The sequence below is a fragment of the Cronobacter muytjensii ATCC 51329 genome, assembly GCF_001277195.1.
Taxonomy (GTDB): domain Bacteria; phylum Pseudomonadota; class Gammaproteobacteria; order Enterobacterales; family Enterobacteriaceae; genus Cronobacter; species Cronobacter muytjensii.
In genome coordinates this window covers 3,187,276-3,206,731 of sequence record NZ_CP012268.1, presented here as the reverse complement: position 1 = coordinate 3,206,731, position 19,456 = coordinate 3,187,276, and the positions used below count along the sequence as shown (strand labels likewise).

General features: G+C 58.0%; 19 protein-coding genes and 1 CRISPR repeat array. Of the genes, 10 read left to right on the top strand and 9 right to left on the bottom strand.

Annotation, left to right across the window (positions count from 1 at the left end):
• Positions 1–7 precede the first annotated feature (7 nt).
• From csy1 to cueO, 5 genes are all read left to right on the top strand, one after another.
• On the top strand, positions 8–1,321 hold the full coding sequence (gene csy1 / locus AFK63_RS14795; protein ID WP_038864772.1) for a type I-F CRISPR-associated protein Csy1: 1,314 nt from the start codon (positions 8–10) through the stop codon (positions 1,319–1,321).
• The gene (gene csy2, locus AFK63_RS14790; RefSeq protein WP_038864770.1) at positions 1,318–2,274 is read left to right on the top strand and encodes a type I-F CRISPR-associated protein Csy2; all 957 of its coding nucleotides are present in this window, start codon (positions 1,318–1,320) and stop codon (positions 2,272–2,274) included. The genes csy1 and csy2 overlap by 4 nt, the downstream gene beginning before the upstream one ends.
• A 14-nt stretch (positions 2,275–2,288) precedes the next feature.
• The gene (gene csy3 / locus AFK63_RS14785; protein ID WP_038864768.1) at positions 2,289–3,287 is read left to right on the top strand and encodes a type I-F CRISPR-associated protein Csy3; all 999 of its coding nucleotides are present in this window, start codon (positions 2,289–2,291) and stop codon (positions 3,285–3,287) included.
• A 9-nt stretch (positions 3,288–3,296) separates the two neighbouring features.
• Positions 3,297–3,851, top strand: coding sequence for a type I-F CRISPR-associated endoribonuclease Cas6/Csy4 (cas6f, locus tag AFK63_RS14780; protein WP_038864766.1), 555 nt, complete (start codon positions 3,297–3,299; stop codon positions 3,849–3,851).
• Between the two features lie 128 nt (positions 3,852–3,979).
• A CRISPR array of direct repeats spans positions 3,980–4,367; the repeat unit is 28 nt; unit sequence GTTCACTGCCGCGCAGGCAGCTTAGAAA.
• 144 nt (positions 4,368–4,511) lie between these two features.
• Complete coding sequence (gene cueO / locus AFK63_RS14775; protein WP_038864764.1) at positions 4,512–6,074, top strand: multicopper oxidase CueO; 1,563 nt, start codon at positions 4,512–4,514, stop codon at positions 6,072–6,074.
• Between the two features lie 139 nt (positions 6,075–6,213).
• Here the strand turns inward: cueO and AFK63_RS14770 are convergent, their stop codons facing one another.
• Positions 6,214–8,610, bottom strand: coding sequence for a glucose/quinate/shikimate family membrane-bound PQQ-dependent dehydrogenase (locus AFK63_RS14770; protein WP_038864762.1), 2,397 nt, complete (start codon positions 8,608–8,610; stop codon positions 6,214–6,216).
• A 192-nt stretch (positions 8,611–8,802) separates the two neighbouring features.
• Between AFK63_RS14770 and hpt the strand changes: the two genes are divergently transcribed.
• Positions 8,803–9,339 (top strand): hypoxanthine phosphoribosyltransferase, encoded by a 537-nt coding sequence (gene hpt / locus AFK63_RS14765; RefSeq protein WP_038864755.1) that lies wholly within the window; start codon positions 8,803–8,805, stop codon positions 9,337–9,339.
• A 54-nt stretch (positions 9,340–9,393) separates the two neighbouring features.
• On the opposite strand, the gene can is transcribed toward hpt, so the two are convergent.
• Entirely contained in the window at positions 9,394–10,056 is a 663-nt protein-coding gene (gene can / locus AFK63_RS14760; protein WP_038864753.1) for a carbonate dehydratase, read from the bottom strand.
• Between the two features lie 108 nt (positions 10,057–10,164).
• On the opposite strand from can, the gene AFK63_RS14755 reads away from it, so the two are divergent.
• The 4 genes from AFK63_RS14755 to AFK63_RS14740 all read left to right on the top strand — a co-directional run bounded on the left by AFK63_RS14755 (position 10,165) and on the right by AFK63_RS14740 (position 13,704).
• Positions 10,165–11,091 (top strand): ABC transporter ATP-binding protein, encoded by a 927-nt coding sequence (locus AFK63_RS14755; RefSeq protein WP_038864751.1) that lies wholly within the window; start codon positions 10,165–10,167, stop codon positions 11,089–11,091.
• On the top strand, positions 11,088–11,858 hold the full coding sequence (locus AFK63_RS14750; protein ID WP_038864749.1) for an ABC transporter permease: 771 nt from the start codon (positions 11,088–11,090) through the stop codon (positions 11,856–11,858). Before AFK63_RS14755 ends, AFK63_RS14750 begins: the two co-directional genes overlap by 4 nt.
• An 87-nt stretch (positions 11,859–11,945) precedes the next feature.
• On the top strand, positions 11,946–12,377 hold the full coding sequence (locus AFK63_RS14745; protein WP_038864747.1) for a PTS sugar transporter subunit IIA: 432 nt from the start codon (positions 11,946–11,948) through the stop codon (positions 12,375–12,377).
• 79 nt (positions 12,378–12,456) lie between these two features.
• Positions 12,457–13,704 carry a polysaccharide deacetylase family protein gene (locus AFK63_RS14740; protein WP_038864745.1) on the top strand — a complete coding sequence of 416 codons (1,248 nt, stop codon included), beginning with the start codon at positions 12,457–12,459 and terminating at the stop codon, positions 13,702–13,704.
• A gap of 43 nt (positions 13,705–13,747) precedes the next feature.
• On the opposite strand, the gene panD is transcribed toward AFK63_RS14740, so the two are convergent.
• The 7 genes from panD to dksA all read right to left on the bottom strand — a co-directional run bounded on the left by panD (position 13,748) and on the right by dksA (position 19,322).
• The gene (gene panD, locus AFK63_RS14735; RefSeq protein WP_007749215.1) at positions 13,748–14,128 is read right to left on the bottom strand and encodes an aspartate 1-decarboxylase; all 381 of its coding nucleotides are present in this window, start codon (positions 14,126–14,128) and stop codon (positions 13,748–13,750) included.
• 97 nt (positions 14,129–14,225) lie between these two features.
• Complete coding sequence (gene panC, locus AFK63_RS14730; protein ID WP_038864743.1) at positions 14,226–15,080, bottom strand: pantoate--beta-alanine ligase; 855 nt, start codon at positions 15,078–15,080, stop codon at positions 14,226–14,228.
• A 12-nt stretch (positions 15,081–15,092) separates the two neighbouring features.
• Positions 15,093–15,887: a 3-methyl-2-oxobutanoate hydroxymethyltransferase gene (gene panB / locus AFK63_RS14725; RefSeq protein WP_038864741.1), complete on the bottom strand. Its 795-nt coding sequence runs from the start codon at positions 15,885–15,887 to the stop codon at positions 15,093–15,095.
• An 87-nt stretch (positions 15,888–15,974) separates the two neighbouring features.
• Entirely contained in the window at positions 15,975–16,454 is a 480-nt protein-coding gene (gene folK / locus AFK63_RS14720; RefSeq protein ID WP_038864739.1) for a 2-amino-4-hydroxy-6-hydroxymethyldihydropteridine diphosphokinase, read from the bottom strand.
• On the bottom strand, positions 16,451–17,848 hold the full coding sequence (pcnB, locus tag AFK63_RS14715) for a polynucleotide adenylyltransferase PcnB (RefSeq protein ID WP_217348518.1): 1,398 nt from the start codon (positions 17,846–17,848) through the stop codon (positions 16,451–16,453). The genes folK and pcnB overlap by 4 nt, the downstream gene beginning before the upstream one ends.
• Positions 17,849–17,900: 52 nt before the next feature.
• The gene (gene gluQRS / locus AFK63_RS14710) at positions 17,901–18,797 is read right to left on the bottom strand and encodes a tRNA glutamyl-Q(34) synthetase GluQRS (protein ID WP_038864891.1); all 897 of its coding nucleotides are present in this window, start codon (positions 18,795–18,797) and stop codon (positions 17,901–17,903) included.
• A gap of 69 nt (positions 18,798–18,866) precedes the next feature.
• Positions 18,867–19,322, bottom strand: a complete 456-nt coding sequence (gene dksA / locus AFK63_RS14705; RefSeq protein WP_007749299.1) for an RNA polymerase-binding protein DksA — start codon at positions 19,320–19,322, stop codon at positions 18,867–18,869.
• Positions 19,323–19,456 lie beyond the last annotated feature (134 nt).

Sequence of the window (19,456 nt, the reverse complement as noted above, 5' to 3'; positions counted from 1 at the left end):
AGCAGGTATGTCACAAGGAGCACTGGCCGCTTTTATTGCCGACTACATCGCGACGCGACGGCAATCGAAGCTTGAGCAATTTGATAAAGATGCCGCTAAGCGCCTGGCGGCAGGAGAGCGTGACGAGGCCACGCTGTTACAGGAGCGGCGTGAACTGGAAACCCGTTATGAAACCCGTCACTGGCTGACGGATGCCGCCAGCCGGGCCAGCCAGATAAACCTGGTGACCCATGCGGCCAAGTTTACTCACGGCGATTCCAGAAGCAGCAGCGTCTACCGCACCACAAAAAACGGCGATGGCTATTTAAGTACGGCGTCTCTGGAAAACCCCGCTGCAGATGCGGTAGGTAATGCAGCCGCGCTGGATGTGGCCAAACTTCTGCAAACTGAGGTAGAAGGCGATTCACTGCTCGCGGCTTTACAGCGTGGCGACTATAGCGCACTACAGGCGCTGGCGCAGGATGATGCGCAGCGACAGCACTGGGTCGAGGGATTTTCCCGCGCGTTAACCACAAGCGCGCCCGCTTCACATAAGCTCGCGAAACAGATCTATTTCCCGGTGGGTGAGGGCTACCACCTGCTGAGCCCGCTATTTGCGTCTTCGCTGGCCCATGCGATGCACCAGAAAATGCTGGCGTATCGCTTCGGCGAGGAGGTAAAAGCCGCCTGGGCCGCACGTAAAGCCCAGCGCTGGCACAGTACGCCGCTGACGTTATTCCCTGCTACCGCAGAGATGCACTTCGGCGGCACCAAACCGCAAAATATCTCTTCATTAAACAGCAGTCGCGGGGGCCGGATATGGCTGCTTTGCGCTCGTCCGCCGCTCTGGCAGCGGCAGGAAAAGCCGCCGCGTTATTTATCTTCTATTTTCGCAGGCAAGGCATTTAATCGGGCGACAAGCGGTACGGTGCAACGTCTGGCTGACCTGCTGGTGGGCGTTAAAGATCACACCAACCTTGCCATCCGCCGGGCCCGCGATCGTTACGTGGATGAACTTATCGATCTGCTCTTTGCGCAGGCCAGTGAGTTACAGCGCCCGGAGTGGCAGGGCTGGAGTCTGGAGTGCGTAAAGCTAGTAGCGCATCAGCAGTGCTGGCTGGATCCGTGGCGTGCTCGCCAGGACGAGGCATTTTGTCGGGAGCGAGAGAGTGACCACTGGCAAGCAGCGGTGGAGGAAGACTTCGCGCGCTGGTTGAACTATCGCCTGAGCAAGCAGTTACCGGATGTGGGTAAGGTTGAAAAAGCATTCTGGGGCTCCCGCCCGCTGTTTCGCCAGCGCCTGCGTGAAATGGAATCCATTCTCAAGGAGGTGCTGAAATGAGCTCGCTAATCCTTCTTTCCCACCTGCGCGTGGAAAACGCGAATACCGTTGCCGGGTTAACGTGGGGATTTCCGGCCATAACGCACTTTCTGGGTTATATGCATGCGCTCTCCCGCAGGCTTACTGACAGCCACGGCGTGCGGCTTGATGGCTGCGCGGTGATTTGCCATGAGCATCAGGCTCATGCCTACTCTTCGGGGCGTGACTATCAGTTCGCTCTCACCCGAAACCCGCTCACGCGTGAAGGGAAAACGGCGGCTTTTAATGAAGAAGGCCGGATGCACCTTACGGTGTCGCTGGTCTTTGAATGTCACGGCGAGATAGCGAATGGCGAGCAGGGCAGGGCGGCGCTCGCAGACCATCTGCACACGCTTTGCCAGAGGCACAAACTGGCAGGCGGCAGCATCGTGGCGCTTCGTGACGTTAAGGTCATGGATTATCCACAGGAGGAGGGCGATACCCGGCGTCTGCTTTACCGGCTATTGCCCGGCTTTGCGCTGCTGGATCGCAGCCCTCTGCTCGCTGAACATCATCAGGCTCTCATGGCGAAAACGCCGCAGGCCACTTTGCTGGATGCCTGGCTTGATTTCGCGGCACTGAAGATAGCCGCCGCCGCGTCAGAAGATAACCCTGCGCCCACGCCTGATGACCCGGCGCAGTGGCGCTACGTGGAAAAACCGGCGCCGGGGTTTCTGGTGCCGCTGATGACAGGCTATCAGCGCCTCTCTGAACTCTACCCGGCAGGCGAGGTCGCGAACGCCCGCGATGATAAAACGCCCTTTGCCTGGGTAGAGGCCGCCTATGGCATCGGCGAGTGGTGCGGCCTGCATCGCATAAAGACGCTTGCCGATCTTTTCTGGCGTTACCGAATCACCGAAACCGGTTACTACTGCTGCGGCACGCCGCAGAGTGAAGACGTGCAATGTCACGATGACACATTTAATTATGAATAATGAGGGACGAAATTATGGCAAAGGCTTCTGCTTCTCTGAAAACCGCTTCTGTACTGGCTTTTGAACGCAAACTCGCTGTTTCTGATGCGCTGATGTATGCCGGAAACTGGGAGGGCGCTAACTGGCAGCCGATCCAGATTCAGGAAAAAGCCGTGCGCGGCACCATCTCCAACCGCCTGAAAAACGCGGCAACTACCGATCCGGCTAAGCTTGATGCCGACATACAAAAACCTAACCTCCAGCGCGTGGATGTGGCGGCGCTTGCGGCGCAGACCGATACGCTGAAAATCGTGTTTACGCTGCGCGTATTAGGTGGGCTTTCCACGCCGTCCGTCTGTAACGACCAGGCGTATCAGGACGCGCTGAAGGAGGTGATTGAAGGGTATGGCGAAGAGCACGGTTTTGGCGAGCTGGCGCACCGTTATGCCACTAACCTCGCGAATGGCCGTTTTCTCTGGCGCAACCGCGTTGGCGCAGAGCAGCTGCGCGTCGTGGTGAAGGGCAGCAACACATGGAGCTTTGACTGCCATGAATTTTCGCAGCGGGATTTCACCGCCCGAAACGCGGCTCTGAACGAACTGGCGCAGGAAATTGAACGTGGGCTTAACAGCGAAAGCTTTGTACTGCTGACGGTGGAGGCTTATGTACGGCTCGGCGCCGGGCAGGAGGTATTCCCCTCTCAGGAGTTAGTGCTGGACAGCAACAGCAGCAAAAGCCGCCTGCTTTATCAGGTTAATGGCGTGGCGGGCATTCATTCACAAAAAATCGGCAATGCGTTACGCACTATCGATACCTGGCACCCGCAGGTCGCCGAGCTCGGCGCAATTGCGGTGGAGCCCTATGGTTCTGTCACCAGCCGCGGGATCGCCTGTCGTCAGCCGAAAGAGAAAATGGATTTTTATACCCTGCTGGATAACTGGGTGACCAAAGGCGTTAAGCCGGATGGCGATCAGCAACACTATGTCATGGCGGTACTGATCCGCGGTGGCGTTTTCGGTGAGAAAGCCGAATAAGGGGCGGTGATGGATCATTATCAGGATATCCAGGTCCTGCCGGACCCGGAATTCAGGCAGGAAACGCTGATGGCGGCGCTGTTCGCCAAACTCCATCGGGCGCTGGGCGCGCGCGGCACAGGGGATATCGGCGTGAGTTTTCCGGATGTCGGTATCAAACCTGGCGGCCGGCTACGCCTGCATGGCCTGCAACCGGCGCTGGCGGAATTAGAGGCCACGCGCTGGCGGGCAGGGTTACAGGATTACTGCCAGAGCAGCGCAATATTACCCGTGCCTCAGGTGCAGGGCTGGCGGACCGTCTCGCGCGTACAGGTGAAAAGTAATCCCGAACGCCTGATGCGTCGCTCGGTGCGTAAAGGCTGGCTGACGGAAGAAGCGGCGCGGCAACGGCTCTGCGATTTACACGAGCAACAGACCTCTCTGCCGTGGATTCAGGTTAAAAGTCTCTCCAGCGGCCAGTACTACAGGATCTTTATCCAGCACGGCGAGCTGCTGACCGCGCCCGTCAGCGGCGTGTTCAGCAGTTATGGATTAAGCCCCAACGCGACGATTCCCTGGTTCTGACCTTTTTTAAAATGCCTCGCTAACCTGTTGATTTTTATCATGCGCTGGCGAGGCGCTAAAAAAGGGTATACGGCATCAAAATGCATACCAGGCTTTTAAAAACAAAGGACTGATTTATTTCAGCGTTAGTTCACTGCCGCGCAGGTAGCTTAGAAAACTTACGCACTCACGCCCAGCGGCAACGACCAGTTCACTGCCGCGCAGGTAGCTTAGAAATCACCCGCCAGCCGCTTATCTACCCACAGCACGTTCACTGCCGCGCAGGCAGCTTAGAAAAGTAAGGTTACCCTGCTGGATAAGTATTGATCGTTCACTGCCGCGCAGGCAGCTTAGAAAGTCAGGAATCCCGGTTTTAGGCTCAACAGCATGTTCACTGCCGCGCAGGCAGCTTAGAAAGTGAGAGTCCGCCGCTTCTACAATCAAATCTGGTTCACTGCCGCGCAGGCAGCTTAGAAAAGCCCGGATACCGTGATTTCGCCGGTTGCGGCGTTCACTGCCGCGCAGGCAGCTTAGAAAACTGACGCCTCCGGGCTTCGCCCTCCGCGATCGTTTACTGCCGTACAGGCAGCCACAAATCGTATACTGCTCCGCCAGACTTGACCTTCCCGCAAGGGGAGGGTTTAAGCTCAACGGGTGCACGTTGACGATAAGGACTGGAAGATGCAACGCCGAGATTTTATCAAGTACACCGCCGCGCTGGGCGCGTTAAGCGCGCTGCCGACATGGAGCCGGGCCGCGTTTGCCGCAGAGCAACCGGCGCTGCCCATTCCGGCGCTATTGACGCCCGACGCCCGCAGCAGCATTCAGCTTACGGTGCAGGCGGGCAAAACCGCGTTCGCCGGGAAAAATGTCACCACCTGGGGCTATAACGGCTCGCTGCTCGGGCCGGCTATCAAGCTGCGCCAGGGGAAGCCGGTGAATGTCGATATCCGCAATACCCTCGCCGAAGAGACCACGGTGCACTGGCATGGCCTGGAAGTGCCGGGCGCAGTGGATGGCGGCCCCCAGGGCGTTATCGCGCCGGGGCAGACCCGCAGCGTAAGCTTTACGCCGGAGCAGCGCGCCGCGACGTGCTGGTTCCACCCGCATCAGCATGGCAAAACCGGGCATCAGGTCGCGATGGGGCTGGCAGGGCTGGTGCTGATTGAAGATACCGAAAGCCTTCAGTTGATGCTGCCGAAGCTCTGGGGTGTCGACGACGTGCCGCTGATTATTCAGGATAAAAAATTTACCGCTAACGGCGAGGTCGACTATCAACTGGATGTGATGACCGCTGCCGTGGGCTGGTTTGGCGATACCTTGCTGTGCAACGGCGCCGTTTATCCGCAGCACACGCCGCCGAAAGGCTGGCTGCGCCTGCGTTTGCTGAACGGCTGTAACGCGCGCACGCTGAAAATTGCCGCGAGCGACAATCGCCCGCTGTACGTTATCGCCAGCGACGGCGGTCTGCTGGCGGAGCCGGTGAAAGTGACTGAGCTGCCGATGCTGATGGGCGAGCGTTTCGAGGTGCTGGTGGATACCAGCGACGCGAAGCCTTTCGATATCGTGACGCTACCGGTGACGCAGATGGGTATGACCGTCGCGCCATTTGATAAACCGCAGCCGGTGGTGCGCATTCAGCCTGTTGTGGTGCCCGCGTCGGGCACGCTGCCGGATAAACTCGTGGATGTGCCGGCGCTGCCTGCGCTCGACGGGCTCCAGGAGCGCTGGCTGCAATTAATGATGGACCCGATGCTGGATATGATGGGGATGCAGGCGCTGACAAAACGCTACGGCAAGCAGGCGCTGGCGGGCAACCCGCACGGGCAGATGATGAGCCAGATGGGCCACGGCAAGATGTCGCACGGCGATAAGGGCCACGGCGGGCACAGGTTTGATTTCCACAACGCCAATAAAATCAACGGCAAAGCGTTTGATATGAACGCGCCCGCGTTCGCGGCGTCCCTGGGGAAATATGAGCGCTGGACCGTTTCTGGCGAGGGCGACATGATGTTGCACCCGTTCCATATCCACGGCACGCAGTTCCGCATTCTGACCGAGAACGGCAAGCCGCCCGCCGCGCATCGCGCCGGATGGAAAGATACAGTGTGGGTAGAAGGCGCGCGCAGCGAAGTGTTGGTGCGCTTTGATTACGCGGCATCGGCGGAGCATGCCTATATGGCGCATTGCCATTTGTTAGAGCATGAAGACACCGGGATGATGTTAGGTTTTACGGTGGCGTGATGCGATGAATGGCGGGTAAGCGCAGCGCACCTGCGCGCTGTTCAATTACAACACCGCCTGGTAAAAACACCCGTCAGCTCCACTATCCGCGCCCATAAAAAAAGCCCCTCGATGAGGGGCTTTTTATTATCCGACGCGGTTACTTCGCATCATCCGGCAAAGCATAGGCGACGATGTAATCGCCCATTTTGGTGCCGAACGAGCCGTGGCCGCCTGCGGAGATCACGACATACTGCTTGCCGTTCACTTCATAGGTCATCGGCGTCGCCTGGCCGCCAGCCGGCAGGCGGGCTTCCCACAGCTTCTCGCCGTTGGTCACGTTGTATGCGCGCAGATAGTTATCTGCAGTCGCACCGATGAACAGCACGTTACCGGCGGTGGTGACAGGACCACCCAGCATCGGCATACCCATGTTAAACGGTACCGGGAACGGCATCGGGAACGGCATGCTGTCGCGCGGCGTACCGATGCGTTTTTTCCACACTACGTCGTTGGTCTTCAGATCCAGCGCGGAGATATAACCCCATGCCGGCTGCTTGCACGGCAGACCAAACGGAGAGAGGAACGGGTTCAGGGTCACGCCGTAAGGCACGCCGTACTGCGGCTGGATACCGGATTCACTGCCGGTGCCCTGCGCGTCTTTCGGCTGCTCCATCGGGTTGCCCGGCCCACGCGGAATGAGTTTGGACACGAACGGCAGCGCCATCGGGTTGGCAATCGCCACCTGACGGTGCGGGTCGATAGCCAGACCGCCCCATTCGAACATCCCCAGGTTACCCGGGAATACCAGGGTGCCCTGCTCAGACGGTGGGGTGAAGATGCCTTCGTAACGCAGGCTGTGGAACATCACGCGGCAGACCAGCTGGTCATACATCGTGGCGCCCCACATATCCGCGCCGCTCAGATCTTTCCTCGGACGGAAGGAGAGCTCAGAGAACGGCTGCGTCGGCGTCACGTAGTCGCCTTTCGCGGCACCCTGCGGAACCGGTTTTTCCGGCGCCGGGACAACCAGCTTGCCGTTGCGGCGATCCAGCACAAAGATGTTGCCGGTTTTCGCCGGTGCGTAAATCACCGGAACGGTTTCGCCTTTCACGGTAATGTCGGCAAGGGTCGGCTGCGCAGGCAGGTCCATATCCCACAGGTCGTGGTGAACGGTCTGATAAGACCACACCAGCTTACCGGTCGAGGCGTTCAGCGCGACGATAGAGCTCGCGTAGCGCTCCTGCTCCGGTGTGCGGTTGCCGCCCCAGATATCCGGAGTGGTAACGCCCATCGGCAGGTAGACCATGTCGAGTTTCGCATCATAAGACGCCGGCGCCCAGGAGTTCGGGGAGTTCGGCGTAAAGTGATGCTCATCCGCCGGGATCGCATTCGGGTCTTTGGCACCCGGATCGAACGCCCACAGCAGTTTACCGGTGTTGATATCAAAACCACGGATGACGCCTGACGGCTCACGGGTGGAGAAGTTATCGGTCACCGCGCCCGCAATCACAATCACCTTATCGGTGACGATCGGCGGGGAGGTCGGCTCATACATGCCCGGCGTCGTGACCGGCATGTTGGTTTGCAGGTTCAGAATGCCTTTATTGGCGAAGCTTTCACACAGCTTGCCGTTATCCGCATTCACCGCAAACAGACGACCATCATTCACCGGCAGGATAATACGACGCGGGCAATCCGCGACAACGTCCGGGTTCGCATTCGCCGTCGTCGCTTCGTGATACGACACGCCGCGACAGGTGACATGCTGGAACGTTGGGTTCGTATTCAGCTGCGGATCGAAGTGCCATTTCTCTTTACCTGTCGCGGCATCCACGGCGAAAAGACGCTGATGCGCGGTGCAAAGGAAAAGGGTGTCGCCCACTTTAATCGGCGTCACTTCGTTAGTGATTTCACCCGGATCGTTCGGCAGCTTCAGGTCGCCGGTGCGGAACACCCAGGCTTCTTTGAGCTGATGAACGTTATCAGTGTTGATCTGCTTGAGCGGAGAGTAACGCTGACCTTCCTGGTTACGCCCGTAAGCCGGCCAGTCGCCGTCAGGAATGCTCTGGCTGCCGTTCACGGCGGCAGGCGTGCTGTCCGCGCTGAGCGTGCCGTTGATTTCCTGCGGATCGTTAAAGCCCGCCCAGAACAGGAGCCCGGCGGTGATAATTAACGAGACCAGCAGCGCCGGTACGCCTGCGCGCGACGGCGTGCTGAGGCGACGCCAGACGAATGGCAGGATAAGCCAGACGCCGAAGAACACCAGAACGTCGCAACGCGGCGTCAGCGCCCAGAAGTCGAAGCCGACTTCCCAGATGCCCCAGGCCATCGTCCCAAGCAGGATAATGGCGTAAAGCCACAGCGCCGCGGCGTTACGTTTCCAGAGTAACCATGCTGTCGCCAGCATGCCCACCCCTGCGATGGGGTAGTACCAGGAACCACCGATTGAAACCAGCCATATACCACCAACCAATAAATACAGCCCTGATAATGCTGCGAACAGGGCTGTGAGAATCACGAGAAGTCGTGATTGTGTCTTTTTTGTTTCTGCCATAACCACACTCTTAATTTTTAAGTAGCAAGTTATTATAGTTGTTAACATATGTGATCTTAATCACAAAAAGAGCTTTTCGCACTTTTCTGCCGTCAGGACGTTTTGCTGGTATACTGCCCCGCTTCTCAATCGTTACCGGCGGCAGCCGCGGCGGGTATCGGTGATTTATTTTTAAATCAAACGGTTAGCGATATGAAACATACTGTTGAAGTGATGATTTCCGAAGCGGAAATCAAGGCGCGCGTTGAGGAACTGGGCCGTCAGATTACGGAACGCTATCAGGACAGCGGCAGCGAAATGGTGCTGGTAGGGCTGCTGCGCGGCTCTTTTATGTTCATGGCGGACCTGTGCCGCCAGGTTAAAGTCGGGCATGAAGTCGATTTTATGACCGCCTCCAGCTACGGCAGCGGCATGTCCTCGACGCGGGATGTCAAAATCCTTAAAGACCTGGATGAAGATATTCGCGGTAAGGATGTGCTGATCGTTGAAGATATTATCGACTCCGGCAACACGCTGTCGAAAGTGCGCGAAATCCTGAGCCTGCGCGAGCCGAAATCACTTGCCATCTGTACGCTGCTGGATAAGCCGTCGCGTCGCGAAGTGGAGGTTGAAGTGGAGTTTGTCGGCTTCTCTATCCCGGATAAATTCGTGGTGGGTTACGGCATCGATTATGCGCAGCGCTATCGCCATCTGCCGTATATCGGCAACGTGGTGATGCTGGAAGAGTAAATCCAGCGTGCAAAAAAAGGGGCCAGCGGCCCCTTTTTTATTTCACGAACGCCCTTATTTATGGCTGGCGTGCGTTTTCTGGATATTGGAGACGCCTTTGCGATAACCCTGTTCCAGCGTGTCGCGGTCGGTAGCGGTCACGTCCAGATCGCGCAGAAGGCCATCGTGAATGCCATAAGCCCAGCCGTGAAGCGTCACGTTCTGGCCGCGTTTCCACGCGGACTGCATGATGGTGGAGTGGCCAAGGTTATAGACCTGCTCCATCACGTTCAGCTCGCAGAGCGTGTCGAGGCGTTTTTCCTGCGGCAGCTCGCTCAACAGCGCGTTATGTTTAAACCAGATGTCGCGGATATGCAGCAGCCAGTTGTTGATAAGGCCAAGCTCCGGGTTTTCCACCGCAGCCTGCACGCCGCCGCAGCCGTAGTGGCCACAGATGATGATGTGTTCCACTTCCAGTACGTCGACCGCGTACTGCACCACGGAGAGGCAGTTGAGGTCGGTGTGGATAACCAGGTTCGCCACGTTGCGGTGAACAAAAATCTCGCCCGGCTCAAGGCCGGTCAGACGTTCAGCCGGTACGCGGCTGTCGGAACAACCGATCCAAAGGAAGCGCGGTTTCTGCGCCTGCGCCAGACGTTCAAAAAAGCCAGGGTCTTCTTCCACCAGCATTTTTGACCAGATTTCGTTATTACTAATGAGAGTGCTGATATCTTTCATAGAGGTTAACAACCTGTAACCAGACAATTGCGTTGGGGTAATATAGGGCAACTAAACTTTTTTTTAAACCACACAACTTATGCAAGAAAACAAGGTGACTGGACATCCATGACAATTGCACTGGAGCTGGAGCAGCTTAAAAAAACCTATCCCGGCGGCGTACAGGCGCTGCGCGGCATTGATTTACAAGTAGAAGCGGGGGATTTTTACGCGCTGCTGGGGCCTAACGGGGCGGGAAAATCGACCACCATCGGCATCATCAGCTCGCTGGTCAATAAATCCTCCGGTCGGGTGCGCGTGTTTGGGTACGATCTGGAACGGGATGTGGTGAACGCCAAACGCCAGCTGGGGCTGGTGCCGCAGGAGTTTAACTTCAACCCCTTCGAGACCGTACAGCAGATCGTCGTCAACCAGGCGGGTTATTACGGCGTGGAGCGCCGTGAAGCCATCGCGCGCAGCGAAAAGTATCTAAACCAGCTCGATCTGTGGGAAAAACGCAACGAACGTGCACGTATGCTTTCCGGCGGGATGAAGCGTCGTCTGATGATTGCCCGCGCGCTCATGCACGAGCCGAAGCTGCTTATCCTTGATGAACCAACCGCGGGCGTCGATATCGAGCTGCGCCGTTCGATGTGGGGGTTTCTGAAAGATCTGAACGACAAAGGCACCACGATTATCCTGACCACCCACTATCTCGAAGAAGCGGAGATGCTGTGCCGCAATATCGGCATCATCCAGCGCGGCGAACTGGTGGAAAACACCTCCATGAAATCGCTGCTCTCCAAGCTGAAATCAGAGACGTTTATCCTCGATCTCGCCGCGAAAAGCCCGCTGCCGAAGCTCGAAGGCTATCAGTATCGGCTGGTGGATACCGCAACCCTTGAGGTGGAAGTGCTGCGCGAGCAGGGCATCAACAGCGTCTTTAATCAGCTGACCGCCCAGGGCGTGCAGGTGCTGAGTATGCGCAACAAAGCGAACCGCCTTGAAGAGCTGTTCGTCACGCTGGTGAATGAGAAACAAGGAGAGCGCGCATGATGCAGCTTTACTGGGTCGCCCTGAAGAGTATCTGGGCGAAAGAGGTGAACCGGTTTGCACGCATCTGGGTACAGACCCTGGTGCCGCCGGTCATAACGATGACCCTCTATTTTATTATTTTCGGCAATCTTATTGGCTCACGTATCGGCGAAATGCATGGCTTTAGCTACATGCAGTTTATCGTGCCGGGCCTCATCATGATGGCGGTGATCACCAACTCCTACGCCAACGTAGCCTCATCGTTCTTCAGCGCCAAGTTTCAGCGCAATATCGAAGAGTTGCTGGTAGCGCCGGTGCCGACACATGTGATTATCGCCGGTTATGTTGGCGGCGGCGTGGCGCGCGGCCTGTGCGTCGGCGTGCTGGTGACGGCCGTGTCGCTGTTCTTCGTGCCGTTCCAGGTCCACTCGTGGCTGTTTGTCGCCCTGACGCTGCTGATGACCGCCATTCTGTTTTCGCTTGCGGGCTTGCTGAACGCGGTCTTCGCGAAAACGTTTGACGATATCAGCCTGATCCCGACCTTCGTGCTGACGCCGCTTACTTATCTCGGCGGGGTATTTTATTCGCTGACGCTGCTGCCGCCTTTCTGGCAGGCGCTGTCGCATTTAAACCCAATCGTCTACATGATTAGCGGCTTCCGCTTCGGTTTCCTCGGCATTTCCGATGTGCCGCTGCTGTTTACCGTCGCCGTGCTGGCGTGCTTTATCGTCGCGTTCTATCTGCTGTGCTGGTATCTCATCAGCCGCGGGCGCGGCCTGCGTTCCTGATGCGCTAACCGCGTCGGCGTTGATGAATATCACGCCGACGCGTCGCCACTTCGCTACACTACCCGGCCTGATGCAAGGAGATTCGCCATGTTAGGTTGGGTTATCGCCTGTCACGATTACGCCGCCCGCGACTACGCCGAACAGCTCGAAGCGCAGTTTGGCGCGCTGGCGCTGTGCCGGACGGTGGATTACTGGACGGGGCTTAGCACCAATATGCTAAGCCGTATGATGTGCGACGCGCTCTGGCACGTCGACCGCGGCGACGGCGTGATTTTTCTGACCGACAGCGTAGGCGGCGCGCCGTATCGCGCGGCGGCGCTGTTGAGTCATAAACATCCGCATAGCGAAGTTATCGCCGGCGTCACTTTACCGCTGCTGGCGCAGATGTACCCGCTGCGCGACGCGTGCGACAGCGCGGCGTTTCGCGACGCCATCGTGCAGGCTGGCGGCGAGGGCGTCACCAGCCTCTGGCATCAACAGCAAAAGCACCCGCCGTTTGTCCTGCTGCACGATAAATAACAGATTGGCTTGGTATTCATGTCACTTTTGTTAAAATGCACACAATTTCACCTCTGGTTGTCACTGTTCCTTCATTTCTATGTTAAATCGTCTTTTTATCTGCCTGCTGCTGTTAGCCGCAGGCGCCGCGCAGGCGAGCCTGCTCGGCAACGAACCCGTTCCCGCGCAATATATGCAAACCACGGAAGATGCCGCTATCTGGGCCAAAGTAGGGGATAACGTACGGACAGTGGGCACGATCCGTAAAGGGCAGCTTCTGGCGGTCGTCCCGATTGCCGCTGACTATTACGAGTTCCGCTTCGGCTTCGGCACCGGATTTATTGATAAAAATCACCTGACCGACGTGCAGGGCAATAACCGGGTGAAAGACAGCCTGGGGGATCTCAATAAGCCGCTCAGCAACCAAAACCTGAACACATGGCGGGATGTCACCGTCTATAACGAGCCGGACATCAACAGCGCGCCGCTCGGCACGCTTGCGGAAAACCTGCGCTATCCTGTTGTCGGCAAGCTGAAGGATCGTCTGAATCAGACCTGGTATCAGATCCGCATCGGCGACCGGCTGGGGTATGTCAGCAGCCTGGAGGCGCAGGAGGATAACGGCATTCCGGTGCTGACGTATCACCATATCCTGCACGATGACGAGAACACCCGGTTTCGCCATACCTCCACCACCACCTCGGTACGCGCGTTCAGTAACCAGATGACCTGGCTGCGCGACCAGGGGTATGCGACGCTCAGCCTCTACGATCTCGACGGCTACGTGCATAACCGCGTCAATCTGCCTGCCCGCGCGGTCGTCATTACCTTTGATGACGGCCTGAAATCGGTTTATCGCTACGCGTATCCGGTGCTGAAAGCGTACGGCTTTAAGGCGACGGCGTTTATTATCTCGTCGCGCATCAAGCGCCATCCACAGCCGTGGGAGCCGAAGTCGCTGCAGTTTATGAGCGTCTCTGAACTGAAAGCGATTCAGGATGTGTTTGATATCCAGTCGCACACCCATTTTCTGCACCGTACCGACGGCGCGCATCATCCGATCCTGCTAAGCCGCACGTACCACAACATTCTTTTTGATTACAAACGCTCGCGCCGCGCGCTGGCCCAGTTCAATCCGCATGTGCTGTTTCTTTCATATCCGTTCGGCGGCTATGACGATAAAGCGGTGAAAGCCGCGGGCGACGCCGGGTTTCATCTGGCAGTGACGACGGTGAAAGGAAAGGTGAAACCGGGCGATAACCCGTTTCTGCTGAAGAGGCTCTATATCCTGCGCACCGATTCGCTGGAGACGATGTCGAAAATCATCAGCAACCAGCCGCAGGGATAAAAAAAGCCCTCGCGAGGAGGGCTTCATCTGTCGGTGCCGGGCGTTACGCCACCTGCACCGGCACCGCTTTGGCGATGCGTTTCATCTCATTGTCGCCGTCGAAATAGGCAACTTTCGGCTGCCAGCTACGCGCCTGCTCATCCGGCATGGTGACGTAGCTTGCGATAATCAGGATATCGCCGACATCCGCGCAGTGGGCCGCCGCGCCGTTCACCGAAATGATTTTCGAGCCGCGCTCGCCGGCGATGGCGTACGTTGAAAAGCGTTTGCCATTGGTCACGTTGTAGATATCAATAGCTTCATATTCCAGAATGCCCGCGGCCTCGAGGAAATCCTGATCGATGGCGCAGGAGCCTTCATAATGCAGGTCCGCCTGAGTGACTTTGACGCGGTGCAGTTTGCCCTGCAACATGGTGCGAATCATAACTTGAACCCTGTTTACCAGAATGTCGTCAGCGCCGGGCGGTGACCCGGCGCCAGGAATTTATCCCGGGCAGTATTGCCCTTTTTACCCGGACTGTCTACTGGGCTAATTCCACGGTCTGATTGTCGATTAATCGCGCCTGACCCAGCCATGCGGCCATCAGGATCACCGCCCGTTTGCTTGCCGGCGAGAGCGCCAGCAGCGTGTCGGCATCGCGGATTTGCAGGTCGTCCGGACGAAAGCCTTTGTCGCTGAGTTCTTCGCTTGCTGCGGCAATTATCGCCTCCAGATCGCGCTCGCCCGCGCGCAGTTTCTCCGCCATCGCGTTCATCACCTTGCTAAGACCCGGCGCGATTTTGCGCTGGTCGCTGGTCAGGTAGCCGTTGCGCGAGCTGAGCGCCAGACCATCTTTAGCGCGTACCGTCGGCACGCCGATGATATCGATGTCGTAGCCCATGTCAGCCACCATTTTGCGGATAAGCGCCAGCTGCTGATAATCCTTTTCGCCAAAGCAGGCGACATCCGGCTGCACCAGGTTAAAGAGTTTGCTGACCACGGTCGAGACGCCACGAAAGTGCCCTGGACGGCTTGCGCCTTCGAGCATTGTGGAGATGCCCGGCACCTCGACAAACGTCTGGTCGCTCATGCCGTGCGGATAGACCTCTTCCGGCGTCGGGGCGAAGACAATATCGGCGCCGCGCTTTTTCAGCTTTTCACAATCTTCCTGAAGCGTGCGCGGATAGCGCGCCAGGTCGTCGGCGCGGTCAAACTGCATCGGATTAACGAAAATGCTTACCACCACCACGTCGGCATGGGTTTTCGCCTCATCCACCAGTTTCATATGGCCATCGTGCAGGTTGCCCATGGTCGGCACCAGCGCGATGCGTTTGCCTTCCATACGCAGACGGCGGATCTGCTGGCGCAACAGTGGTAAGGTTTCAATAATCAGCACAATACGACTCCTTTAGTGAAAACTGTGTTCTTCGCCCGGATACGCGCCGGACTCCACCTCAGCGATATACTGGCGCACCGCGGCGCGCATGTCGCCCGCCTGCGTCAGGAAGTTTTTGGCGAATTTAGGAATGTGGCCGCCGGTAATACCGAACGCGTCATGCATCACCAGGATCTGGCCGTCAGTGACATTGCCAGCGCCGATGCCGATGACCGGAATGGAGAGGGCTTCGGTGATGCGCTGCGCAAGCGCCACCGGCACGCATTCCAGCACCAGCAACTGCGCGCCGGCAGCTTCTAACGCCAGCGCGTCGTCAAGCAGCGTCTGGGCCGCGGCTTCATCGCGACCCTGCACTTTATAGCCGCCGAAAATATTGACTGACTGCGGCGTCAGGCCCAGATGCCCGCACACCGGCACAGCGCGTTCAGTCAGCATCCGCACGGTGTCGGCAAGCCAGCGACCGCCTTCGATTTTGACCATATTCGCGCCCGCGCGCATAACAGCGGCACTGTTTTCAAACGCCTGTTCCGGGGTGGCGTAGGCCATAAACGGCAGATCGGCGAGCAGCAGGCAGTGCGGCGCGCCGCGTCGTACCGCGCGGGTATGATAGGCGATATCGTCTACCGTCACCGGCAGGGTGGAGTCGTGTCCCTGGACCGTCATTCCCAGAGAATCGCCGACCAGCATGACGCCAATCCCTTCTTCTTCAAAGAGTTTCGCAAAACTGAAATCGTAGGCGGTAATGGTGGCGAACTTCTTGCCCGCTTCCTTCAGGCGTCGCAATTGAGAAATGGTTGTCGGTTTCATGAGTGTCCCGCAAACAGAAAAAAAGCAGTGTAAACGATGCGTTTGCGGGAGGATACCGCGAGGAAAGCGGAAGCGGAATTTTTTGGTTTACCAGTGGCGAATGGTTGAGCAATCAAGGCGTTCCAGCACGTCGGCCAGCTGCTCGCCATCCGGAAAGCGCAGCGTCGGGGCGATCTGTGCGAGCGGCAGCAGCATAAAAGCGCGGTTTTTCATGTCGTAGTGCGGAACGGTCAGCCGCGGCGTGTTTATTGTCTCATCGCCAAACAGCATGATGTCGAGATCGAGCGTGCGCGGCCCCCAGCGCTCCGCTTTACGCACGCGCCCCTGTTGCAGCTCGATGCGCTGGGTATTATCGAGGAGCGCATCCGCCGTAAGTGAGGTTTCCAGCGCCACGGCGGCGTTCAGGTAATCGGGCTGATCCTGCGGGCCGAGCGGCGGAGTGCGATAAAATGACGAGGTCGCCACGATGCGGCTGTGCGGGATCTGCGCCAGTGCGGCCAGCGCGTCGTTCACCTGTGAAAGCGGCTCGGCGAGATTGCTGCCGAGCGCGATGTAGGCCAGAGTCACGCGCTGCCCTCGCGGCGCGGGGCGCGGCGGCGGGGACGACGCTGACGACGGCGCTCAGCCGGCTCGTCGCCCAGATCGTTAAGCATATTTTTTTGCAGCGGCGGCGCGGCGGACTGGAATTCACCCCACCAGTTCGTCAGGCGTTGCAGCTCGCCGTTGTTTTCCGCTTCGGCGCGCAGCGCCAGCAGATCGTAGGCGGCGCGGAATTTCGGGTGCTCCATCAGTTTCCAGGCGCGTTTACCCTGACGGCGCGACAGGCGCAGCTGCAGCATCCAGATATCGCGGATAAGCGTGGTAATGCGTTTCGGGATAGCGAGCGAGCGGCAGGCTTCGTCCAGCACGTCGTTCATCGCCAGCGCGAAGGCGTCATAGTAAGCAAGCCCGCTCTCCTGAGCGATTTTCTGCGCCATTTCGAGCTGCGGATACCAGTACATGGCGGCGAACAGGAAAGCCGGGTTCACGCGCATGTCGTTATGGATGCGGTTATCGGTATTCTTCAGCACCTGCGCGATGATGCGCTCCATCGGGCTGTCACCTTTCTCGGTGAAATAGCGGCTGATACCCGGGAACAGCGGCTGGAACAGGTTATATTCGCACAGCAGGCGATACGTGGCGTAACCGTAGCCTGCCTGTAACAGCTTTAAGGATTCTTCAAACAGACGCGCCGGCGGCACATCGTTCAACAGCGTGGCGAGGCGCGGGATGGGCTCCCCGGTCTCCGGGCTGATGCGCATATCGAGCTTCGCGGCGAAACGCACGGCGCGCAGCATACGCACCGGATCTTCGCGGTAGCGGGTTTCCGGATCGCCAATCAGACGGATAATCCCGGCGTTAAGATCGTTAAGACCGCCTACGTAATCGCGCACCGTGAAATCGGCCACGCTGTAGTAAAGGCTGTTAATGGTGAAATCGCGACGCTGGGCGTCTTCTTCAATCGAGCCGAAGATATTATCGCGCAGCAGCATGCCGTTCTGGCCGCGCTGGGAAGTGGCGCGATCGCTCACGCTCTCTTCATGATGGCCGCGAAACGTGGCGACTTCGATGATTTCCGGCCCGAACATGACGTGCGCCAGGCGGAAGCGGCGGCCTACGAGGCGGCAGTTGCGAAACAGCTTGCGCACCTGATCCGGCGTCGCGTTGGTGGTGACGTCAAAATCTTTCGGTTTTTTGCCAAGCAGCAGATCGCGCACACCGCCGCCCACCAGCCAGGCTTCATAACCGGCTTTATTCAGGCGGTACATCACCTTGAGCGCGTTCTCGCTGATATCTTTGCGGGAGATAGCGTGCTGTTCGCGCGGGATAATGGTTATGGCGGGCTGTGCGGCGCCTTCGTCAACCACGCTCTCCTCGCGGTTTAACACCTTACGGCAAAAATTAGCGACTCGGGTAAAAATGGTGCACCTCGGTAGTGTCAGTCTCTGGACAAAAAACAGCGGCTAATATAGCTCAGCGCAACGCGTTTGAGAATGCCGGATTCGCGGCCACCGCCGCAGGCACCGCGCTGAGATCCCATTTTTCCACCGCCTGACGCAACAGCGTTTCGGTGGAAAGCGCGCGCCAGTCGTCTTCGACCGGCTGGTTTAAGAACGCCAGCGCGGCGCTCAGCACCGGACGCGGATCGCCCTTGGGCAGCGGCGGCGCGTGATTCTGTTTGGACAACTTGTTGCCATCCGGGTTAATTACCAGCGGCAGATGCACGTAATCGGGCGCCTGCCAGCCCAGTTGCTGATACAGCGAAATCTGGCGCACCGTCGGCTCGATAAGATCCGCGCCGCGCACGATTTCCGTCACGCCCTGGAAGTGGTCATCCACCACCACCGCCAGGTTATAGGCGAAAAGCCCATCCCGGCGATGAATAATAAAATCTTCGCGCGCCAGCGCCGGATCGGCGGTGAGTGTGCCGCGCAGTTTATCGGTAAAGGCCATAACCGGATGCGTCTGCACCAGCCGGACGGCCGCGTTTTCCGGGCCGTGATGCAGCGTGCGGCAGTGGCCGTCATAGACGCCGCCTGTCTGCTGAATGCGGCTGCGCGGGCAGGTGCAGTAGTAGCTCAGTCCGTGGTCGCGCAGGTATGCTAACGCCTCGCGGTAGGCGTCATGGCGTTGCGACTGGTACAGCACCTCGCCGTCCCAGTGCAGGCCGTAGTGCTCAAGCTGGCGCAAAATCGTGTCGGCGGCGCCAGGCATTTCGCGCGGCGGATCGATATCTTCAATGCGTACAAGCCACGTACCCTGCAATGCGCGGGCCTGAAGATAGCTGCCGAGCGCGGCGATAAGCGAGCCGAAATGCAGTTCGCCGGAAGGAGAGGGGGCGAAGCGCCCGATATAAGGCTTCACAGACATGATGATGGCAGACATAAAAGAATACGGCGGGAAAATCCCGCCGTGAGTGATTTTGACCTGTGTCGGCGATTAGCCGGCCATCTGTTTTTCGCGGATTTCGGCGAGCGTCTTGCAGTCGATGCACAGATCGGCGGTAGGACGCGCTTCGAGGCGACGGATACCGATTTCAACACCGCAGGATTCGCAGTAGCCGAAATCTTCGTCTTCCACTTTTTTCAGCGTTTTTTCAATTTTCTTGATGAGCTTACGCTCACGGTCGCGGTTGCGCAGCTCAAGGCTGAACTCCTCTTCCTGGGCGGCACGGTCTACCGGATCCGGGAAGTTTGCAGCTTCATCCTGCATATGGGTTACAGTGCGATCGACTTCATCCCGGAGTTGATTACGCCATGCCTCAAGAATACGCTTGAAGTGCGCCAGCTGGGCTTCGTTCATATACTCTTCGCCCGGCTTCTCCTGATACGGCTCCACCCCAGCGATGGCGAGAATACTCAGGGACGATGTTTTACGGTTTTGCCCTTCTTGCATGTTGCTTCTCCTTAACACGCACTATCGATCCCCTTCTCGGGGGAAAAATCAGGCCGCTATAAATAACAGAAGCTTTTCCGGATAGCAATTATCTAAACGTTACACTTGACAACCCTGTGAGGAAAAGCGTATTT